This is a genomic window from Corynebacterium sp. HMSC071B10 (assembly GCF_001814825.1).
Taxonomy (GTDB): Bacteria; Actinomycetota; Actinomycetes; order Mycobacteriales; family Mycobacteriaceae; genus Corynebacterium.
The window spans coordinates 1-7991 of record NZ_KV818011.1; the positions used below are offsets into that span (position 1 = coordinate 1).

General features: G+C 54.4%; 9 protein-coding genes. All 9 read right to left on the reverse strand.

From position 1 onward, the window contains the following. Window positions 1-421 precede the first annotated feature (421 nt). Complete coding sequence (locus tag HMPREF2990_RS08660; RefSeq protein ID WP_022862715.1) at window positions 422-1003, reverse strand: NADPH-dependent FMN reductase; 582 nt, start codon at window positions 1001-1003, stop codon at window positions 422-424. A gap of 40 nt (window positions 1004-1043) precedes the next feature. Further along, window positions 1044-1313, reverse strand: a complete 270-nt coding sequence (locus tag HMPREF2990_RS12735) for a hypothetical protein (protein WP_034666257.1) — start codon at window positions 1311-1313, stop codon at window positions 1044-1046. Next, entirely contained in the window at window positions 1297-2322 is a 1026-nt protein-coding gene (gene nrdF, locus HMPREF2990_RS08665; protein WP_034666259.1) for a class 1b ribonucleoside-diphosphate reductase subunit beta, read from the reverse strand. The genes HMPREF2990_RS12735 and nrdF overlap by 17 nt, the downstream gene beginning before the upstream one ends. Window positions 2323-2373: 51 nt before the next feature. Beyond that, on the reverse strand, window positions 2374-4569 hold the full coding sequence (gene nrdE, locus HMPREF2990_RS08670) for a class 1b ribonucleoside-diphosphate reductase subunit alpha (protein WP_052205721.1): 2196 nt from the start codon (window positions 4567-4569) through the stop codon (window positions 2374-2376). A 67-nt stretch (window positions 4570-4636) separates the two neighbouring features. After that, entirely contained in the window at window positions 4637-5086 is a 450-nt protein-coding gene (gene nrdI, locus HMPREF2990_RS08675) for a class Ib ribonucleoside-diphosphate reductase assembly flavoprotein NrdI (RefSeq protein WP_052093126.1), read from the reverse strand. 116 nt (window positions 5087-5202) lie between these two features. Continuing rightward, a complete protein-coding gene (locus HMPREF2990_RS08680; RefSeq protein WP_070764122.1) occupies window positions 5203-5883 on the reverse strand; it encodes a metal-dependent transcriptional regulator in 681 nt (226 codons plus the stop codon). A 370-nt stretch (window positions 5884-6253) separates the two neighbouring features. Continuing rightward, window positions 6254-6673: a single-stranded DNA-binding protein gene (locus tag HMPREF2990_RS08685; RefSeq protein WP_070362918.1), complete on the reverse strand. Its 420-nt coding sequence runs from the start codon at window positions 6671-6673 to the stop codon at window positions 6254-6256. A gap of 85 nt (window positions 6674-6758) precedes the next feature. Further along, on the reverse strand, window positions 6759-6902 hold the full coding sequence (locus tag HMPREF2990_RS12975; protein ID WP_165482993.1) for a hypothetical protein: 144 nt from the start codon (window positions 6900-6902) through the stop codon (window positions 6759-6761). 165 nt (window positions 6903-7067) lie between these two features. Further along, window positions 7068-7991, reverse strand: a 924-nt coding sequence (locus HMPREF2990_RS08690; RefSeq protein WP_070764124.1) for a DUF4192 family protein, incomplete at its 5' end; no start/stop codon positions are given.

The following is a 7991-nucleotide window of genomic DNA, read 5'->3' on the forward strand; positions in this document are numbered from 1 at the left end:
CACACCGCTACCATTTCAGTCTTCTGAACAGCGCGCTGGAACGCATCGCTAAGCGCCGCCAGCAGGAGCAACAGCGCGACCACGACGGTGACAAGGAGTCCCCCGACGGTGGCAAGGAGTCTCCCGACGGTGACAAGGAGTCCCCCGACGGCGGCAAGCCGTAGATGGGGGTCTCCCCTGCCCTGTATGGCCCTGTAGCGGCCTAACAGGATGTCGCCAGGGTCAGTGTCCAGCGACAGCGCTAAAACCGCTCTAATTCAGCGAAAATCGAAGAATTAGAGCGGTGTTTTTTGAAGCGTCCTGGGTTCAGATTCAGGTAACTCAAGGATGAGTGTGAATCCGGGGTTTGTGTCTTTGAGAAGGCCCTTTAGAAGCCTTCAAGTACTTCGTAGAGGGCGGTGGCTAGGGTTAGTCGCCGTCGCTAGCTGTGCTTGGCTGTTAATGTCATGTCGACCAACTGCAGGAAGCGTATAACGTAGTCTTTGACAAAGCCTGCGGTGCCTTCATTGAGATGGCCGGAGTCTTCGAAGAGGGTGGGGGATTGGCCAAGGAATACCTCGGGCTGACCAGGAAGCGGCATATCGAAGTAGGACAGGGCGAGCCGGAGGTTCTTCTGTGAACTGTAGCCGCCCATGCGGCCTACAGAGTGACTGATGATACCTGCGGGAAGGTTCTTCCAAGCCACATCCGAGTTGGGCTTGGAACCGATGTCCACTGCATTCTTGAGACAGGCAGGGATAGTACGGTTATTTTCCGGGGTAACAAAGAGGACGCCGCTCGAGTTCTTGATGGTGTCGCGGAAAGTGGTGTACTCAGCTGGAATGGGCTTGTCCGTGACCGAGGGGTCATCGTAGTCGAAGTCATAGAGCGGCAAGTCACGGATTTCAACGATGTCTGCCTGGTAGTTTTCAGGGATCATTGTGAGCACTTCGTGTGCAATCTTGCGCGCAAATGAGCCGCGGCGCAGGCTGCCGACGATAACACTAATGCGTGGGGTGGTCATAGGAAATCCTTTCTTCTTAGTTGGGCGTAGGTACGTGCGATCAAGGGAGAAAAGGCTTGCAGCCAAAGGCAGGCGGTGGCCCGGCGGCGTGGGCGGCAGTAAGAAAGTTATCCACTTTGTCTTCTTCATGGCGGAAGTACAGTTCGATGAGTCCTAACAGTCCCCCGAGGACGGCCTCCCGTGCGGCGGACGTATCCAAAAGCCGCATGGCTGCTGGTTGGTTTCCTTCGCGGATGGCTTCAAACAGCGCGATGGTCTCAAGCCAGCTTCCTTGGTCTGGTCGTGGAAACGGTTTAGAAATCCCAGTCATCATCACTCGTTTCTTCAGCGGTGCCAATGACATAGGAGGAACCGGAGCCGGAGAAGAAGTCATGGTTTTCATCTGCTCCAGGTGCTAGGGCAGCGAGGATTTCCGGGTTCACTTCCGTTTCTTCAGGTGGGAAGTAGTCCGGGTAGCCCAAATTCATGAGCGCCTTATTGGCGTTATAGCGAACGAATACAGCTACATCATCCATGAGCCCCAACGGCTCATATAGCTCGCCGGAATAATCCAGCTCTAGGGCATAAAGCTCTTCGAGCAAGGAAATAGTGAAATCATGCATCTCCTGTTGCCGTTGTGGAGCAGACGTTTCCAGTCCGCGCTGGTACTTGTAGCCTGAGTAGTAACCGTGCACTGCCTTGTCACGCAGAATGAGGCGAATCATGTCTGCCGTATTTGTCAGGGTGGCGTGGACGGAAAAATGCAGGGGAAGATAGAAACCCGCGTAGAGAAGCAGCGAGGAAAGCAGCGTCGATGACACTTTGCGCTTGAGTGGATCGGGTCCAAAATAATGAGTGAGCACTTTTTTGGCGCGTGCCTGGAGAAGGTCATTATTCACCGCCCAGCGGTATGCCTCATCAATTTCTTTCGTACTGCTCAAAGTAGAAAACACTGAAGAGTAAGAACGGGCATGGACTGATTGCATGAAGGCGATGTTGGTATACACGGCCTCCTCGTGCTCGGTGCGGGCATCTTGGATCTGACAGATTTCGCCCACAGTGGCCTGGACGGTGTCCAGGGTGGTGAGTCCCGTGAACACCCGCATGGTGAGGTTGCGTTCCTCCGGTGTCATCCTCTGCCACGCCGGGAGATCGTTTGAAAGTGGAACCTTTTCTGGCAACCAAAAGTTGGCGGTGAGGCGGTTCCACACTTCAAGATCCTTCTCATCGCTCACCCGATTCCAATTGATGGCGCGGATGCGGGCTGAAGGGTCATGCCGGTAACTTGGCGGCGTAACTGAGATGCTGGTTAGCTCAGCAGTGTTTGATGTTGAAGACATAGCTTCTTTCTTTCTTGATGGATGGTTGTGAATGAAGGAAGGACCGTGTTCCTACAGAGCACAGGAAACGCAGCCTTCGACCTCGGTTCCCTGGAGTGCAGGTTGGCGTAAACGGATGTAGTACAAGGTCTTGATTCCGGCTTTCCAGGCATAGATTTGTGCCTTGTTGATGTCCCGCGTAGTGGTGTCAGCGGTGAAGAACAAAGTCAGGGAAAGCCCTTGGTCCACGTGTTGGGTGGCCATAGCGTAGGTGTCGATGATTTTTTTGTACCCCACGGTGTAGGAGTCATCGAAATACTCCAAGTTGTCGTTGGTCATTTCCGGTGCGGGGTAGTACACGCGCCCCAAGCGGCCTTCCTTGCGTATTTCAATCTTGGAGGCAATCGGGTGTATGGACGCGGTGGAGTCATTGATGTAGGAAATTGATCCAGTGGGTGGAACTGCCTGCAAGTAGGCGTTGTAGATGCCGTCTTGCATCACTTGGTTCTTGAGCCGTAGCCAATCCTCGCGTTGAGGAATCTGCACGCCAGCCTCATGGAATAGCTGTTTTACGTGGTCAGTGGCCGGCGCCCAGTCTTGGTCGATGTACTTGTCGAAGTAGACGCCAGTGGCATAGGTGGATTCTTCAAAGCCAGTGAATCGTTGACCTTTCTCAACCGCTAGCGCATGGGATGCACGGAGCGCATGATAGGTCACGGTCAGGAAATAGATATTTGTAAAGTCCAGTGCTTCGGCGCAGCCATAAGGAATACGCTTGGAAGCCAGGAAACCGTGGAGATTCATTTGGCCCAACCCGATGGCATGCATGGATGCATTACCGTGAGCGATGGAAGGAACAGCTTCGATATTTGTTAGGTCTGAGACCTTCGTGAGAGCGCGCACCGCGGTTTCAACAGTTTCCCCAAAGTCCGGTGATTCAAAAGCTTTAGCGATGTTGAGCGACCCTAGATTGCAGGAAATGTCCTGGCCAACGGTGGTGTAGTTACCTGAGGCGCCGTAGGTGGATGGCGTGTTGACCTGGAGGATCTCACTACACAGATTGGACATATTGATATGTCCTTTGAGGGGATTAGCGCGGTTGACCGTATCCTCAAAGAGTATGTAGGGGTATCCAGATTCAAACTGAAGCTCAGCCAGCGTGGTGAAAAACTCGCGGGCCTTGATAGTCGTATGAGAAATTCGCGGATTGGAAACCAGCTCGTCGTAATACTCGGTGATAGACATGTCAGACATGGCTACGCCGTACTCGCGAGCGATGTCATACGGGCTAAAAAGATGCATATCCTTGTTCTCTTTGGCCAGCTGGAAGGTTATATCTGGAATAACAACTCCCAGCGAAAGAGTCTTAATGCGGACTTTCTCATCGGCATTTTCCCGCTTGGTATCCAGGAAACGAAGAATATCTGGATGGTGCGCATGTAGGTAGACGGCTCCAGCGCCCTGTCGAGCGCCCAATTGGTTGGCATAGCTGAAGCTATCTTCCAGAATTTTCATGACTGGGACTACGCCGGAAGCTTGGTTCTCAATCTTTTTGATTGGGGCTCCGGATTCGCGCAGATTGCTCAGTAACAAGGCCACACCACCGCCGCGTTTTGAAAGCTGCAGTGCAGAGTTCACGCTGCGGCCAATGCTTTCCAAATTGTCTTCGATGCGAAGGAGGAAGCAGGAGACCATTTCGCCACGCTGGGCTTTTCCTGCGTTGAGAAAAGTAGGGGTGGCGGGCTGGAAGCGTCCGGTCATGATGTCATCCACCAGCTTCTCCGCAAGCTCTTCATCGCCCTGTGCAAGGTACAAAGCTGTGGTGGCGACGCGTTCTTCGTAGCCTTCCAGAAATCGCGAGCCATCAAAGGTTTTCAGTGCGTATGAAGTAAAGAACTTAAATGCGCCGAGGAAAGTGCGGAACTGATGCTTGGCTCGGTGGGCTCTGTCGTACATAGTGCACAGAAAATCGTCATCATAAAGCTCAAGGAATTCCCGCTCGTAGTATTCGTTATCAACCAACCACTCCAAGCGCTGCTTGGTGGATTCAAACTGATGCATGCGGGGAGTGACATGGTGCGCTAAAAAGTCTTGTGTTGCCTCAATGTCCTTGTCGAACTGGATTCTTCCCGAATCGTCGAATAGGTTCAGCTGCGCGTTGAGTGCATGGTAGCTCTTGCGCTTACCGACACCGCCGGCATCGTCTGCTGAAGCGGTGCGGGGCGTAGGGCCAATGGGCTGTGTGGGGGTGGCCTTAAGTGGCGGCATTGTGGTTTCCAATCTGCGTGTTGCGGATGTGGTCTTCATTTTGTGGGAAATCAATGGGGTGTAATTGTTAGTTGCTTTGCTGCTCCCAAAACTTGTGAAGGCCCTGCTTTACAGCGGCAACGTCCTTCTGCGTGCCGAGTAGCTCGAAGTGATACAGCTCTGGAACGTGGCACTTAGCGGAAATGATGCGGCCGGCGACGCAGTAAGCGCTTCCGAAGTTGGTATTGCCTGAGGTAATCACGCCCCGGATAAAGGAACGGTTGATTGGGTCATTGAGGAAGTCGATGACCTGTTTGGGGACTGCGCGTTTGAGCGAGCCACCGCCGTAGGTTGGAACGATGAGTACGTACGGGTGTGAAACCTGGATCATTCCGGTTTTCTTGGGCCGCAGTGGAATGCGCACTGCGGGTCTATCTAAGCGTTCGACGAATCTTTTTGTGTTTTCAGAAACGCTAGAAAAGTACACCAAATCTGGTGAGTCTGACATGACAATCCTGCTCATCCTGGCCTTAGCCATAAGTGGGATAGGTGATGATCGAAAAGATTAACTACGTACTACCGTAGTTGCAAACTACGCCGCACCGTAGTTTGTAAAAGGGCAGGTAGGGACAGGATTAATGAGAAAGGGAAAGACTACAGGCTGTGGTGTGCTACAAACACTGCGTCCGTAGCTGGGCGCCCAAGTACTACCCACTGAGTACTGTCGGCTACCTGTACTTCGAGCGATTCTGAAAAGGACGTTCCTTCGCGCGTGGTAAGAACAGCCCCAATGACGATGCCTTGCTCTTTGAGGAAGGCCAGCAGTTGTGGGTCGGAATCAGAAATGCGTTCCACGGTCACCTGCGGTTGTGCGCCGCTGTCGGTGAGACGGTGCGCACTGGGGATAGTGATCTGTCCATCAACCGTAGGGATAGGGTCGCCGTGTGGATCCCTAGTGGGGTAATTGAGGAACTTATCCACGCGCTCTATGAGCATGTCAGACACCGCGTGTTCAAGATTTTCGGCTTCATCATGGACCTCGTCCCACGTATAATCCAATGCTTGAACCAAAAAAGACTCAAGCAATCGGTGGCGGCGCACCATGACCAATGCGTACTGCCTGCCAAGTTCGGTTAACTCCACAGAGCCATAGGGCGTGTGTGACACGAGCCCTTGCTTCGACATTTTGCGCACTGCATCGGAGACCGAGGAGAGCTTGAGTCCCAGCTGTTTCGCTATAAGTGTGGCGGTAACGGGCTCGGATGACCATTCCTTTAGCCCCCAGATAGCTTTCAAATAGTTCTGGGTACTGGTGGACAGCTCAGAAACAGACATGAATAAATGTTAACCCAGCTTCCGTATGCGCCTTAGGCGCTGTGCCCCAACGCTCATAGCGAACAGAGGCCAAGTTTGAGAGGAATGCCGGTAAGGTGGGGCCAGTTAAAGCATTCTTCACTTGAAGGAGAACCACTAATGTCTGAGAAGATTTCAAATGAACTTGAAGTGCGCCAGCGTAGTGCGTAATGGAATGGCTAGTACACAGTGCAGTAAAACAGCGCATGTAATGGCTCATGTAATGCACTGTGTAGAGACAGAGCGTCTGGAGCAGGAGTATCAGCGCTCCCGTACTGGACGGCGACGGCGTTATGCGTGGTCTGTGCTGAAAAAATAACCCCGCAGGTTTCCCTGCGGGGTGTTGTTGCAACTAGAACGGCACTTCTTCAGAGTCATTAGCAGCAGCGTTATCTGCGCTGTTCTCGCGGCGTGCTGCTCGTGCCTCAGACTCCTTCTTGGAGTCGATCAGCTGCACAGTGTCGATGCGCGCTACCAGCGGATAGTGCTTGTTGCCGTCCTTATCGGTGTAGTTGTCAGTCTTCAGCGAGTAGCTCACTGCAACGCGATCACCAGCGCCGATGCATCCGAAGACGCCGAGGTTCTTGGCGTCAGCCACGTAGCCAGTGAGTTCGACAATCTCTGATTCCACCTTGCCTGTGGACTTGTTCTTGAACGTATTACGTGCGTAGACGTTGAGCTTCACCGTCGCACCGCCGTTTGCGTGCTCAAAGATCTTCGGCTCGCGTGCTGCGTTGCCAACGATGGTGCCATTGTTAAACGGGTTGGACATTGTGATTTCTCCTTATATGAGTGAGTGTGTGATTGTCTTTCAATTGTGTGTTTGAGCAGCGGCTTTGCTGCTGCTGTAAGTGCTGTTACAGCACTGCCCAGGGCAGATGTGCCCCTGCTGCTTCCAGGTCGCGTAGCTCTTGTGCGGCACCCGGATCGGCGTCTTCGCCATCCATGCCGTCAGACATGAGGTAGAGCAGCTCTAGGTCTTCGTGGGTGTAGTGGTACATGGCGTGCCTCCGTGTCGTGGATTGATTCTCAATCCGTTCTTTGAGACAGCTCTGCTGTCTAGAGACCTCTCCCCTGCTCGGTGGAGATTTCCTTCTTCCCTGGTCACGGCGTGGGTAGAAAAGAAAAACCCCGCTACAGCAACTGCTGCAACGGGGTGTGAAGTACTAGTTTTCGAACAACTGCACGCGAGCCTGAGCACCGCCCTCGTGAACCACTTCTGCGAGACGACTGCCCTCGCCAATGTCGATTAACTTCGCCACCAGCGACGGGAACGTCTCTTTGCTGCTGATCTCGGTGGCCCTGTGTGCGGCAACGCCAGCTAGCCCCGGCTGGCCTGTGGCGTGAGCGAGCACGGCAACGGTGGCGGTGAGATGGGCGCGCATCCCTGGCCAGCTGGTCGGGACAGCACGCATAACCTTCTCTATGAACGCAAGGCCAGCCTGCGGCTCATCGAGCAGCGCCGCCAGCAGCGTGTCCCGCAAGCGCGGCGTGGTGAAGCATTTCAACGCAGACCGAACAGCGCGGGTGCTCGGCTGGGTGATTCCTGCCGCCGCCTGTTCGTACTCACGCTGCAGCATGTCGGAGAACATGGGCGGGATATACGCCAGCGCGTCTTCGATGATGTCGGCGTGCTCGGCAGCGTCGATGCCGTGTTCGGTGCTGTTCAGGCGTGCCTCGATGTCGTCTTTGCTCGGCTCCGGCAGCGCGCCGGTGTCTGCAAGCATCTGCTGCAGCGCCGCTGATGCGGCGACCTCGCCGACAACGCCGTGGCGCGGCTCGTCGATGAGCGGATGCTGGTACACAGACCACCAAGCAGCCCCAGTGACGATCTCGGGCACCTGCACCACCCCGAGCAGCGGCGGTAGGTGCACTGCCCCACTAGTGAGATACGTTGCCGTCTCGTCAAAGATCGGTTGCGCAATGTCATCGCTGATCATGTACGCGATAACAGCGTCGAGTTCGAGGTGGTGGACCCACGCTGCGAACCGCTCGCGGCTCTCGGTGAGCTTTGCAACAGCTTCGTCCAGATCGAACCGCGCGACCGGGCCGAGGCGGATGGTGTCGACGCCCTCGTCGTCGACGAAGAA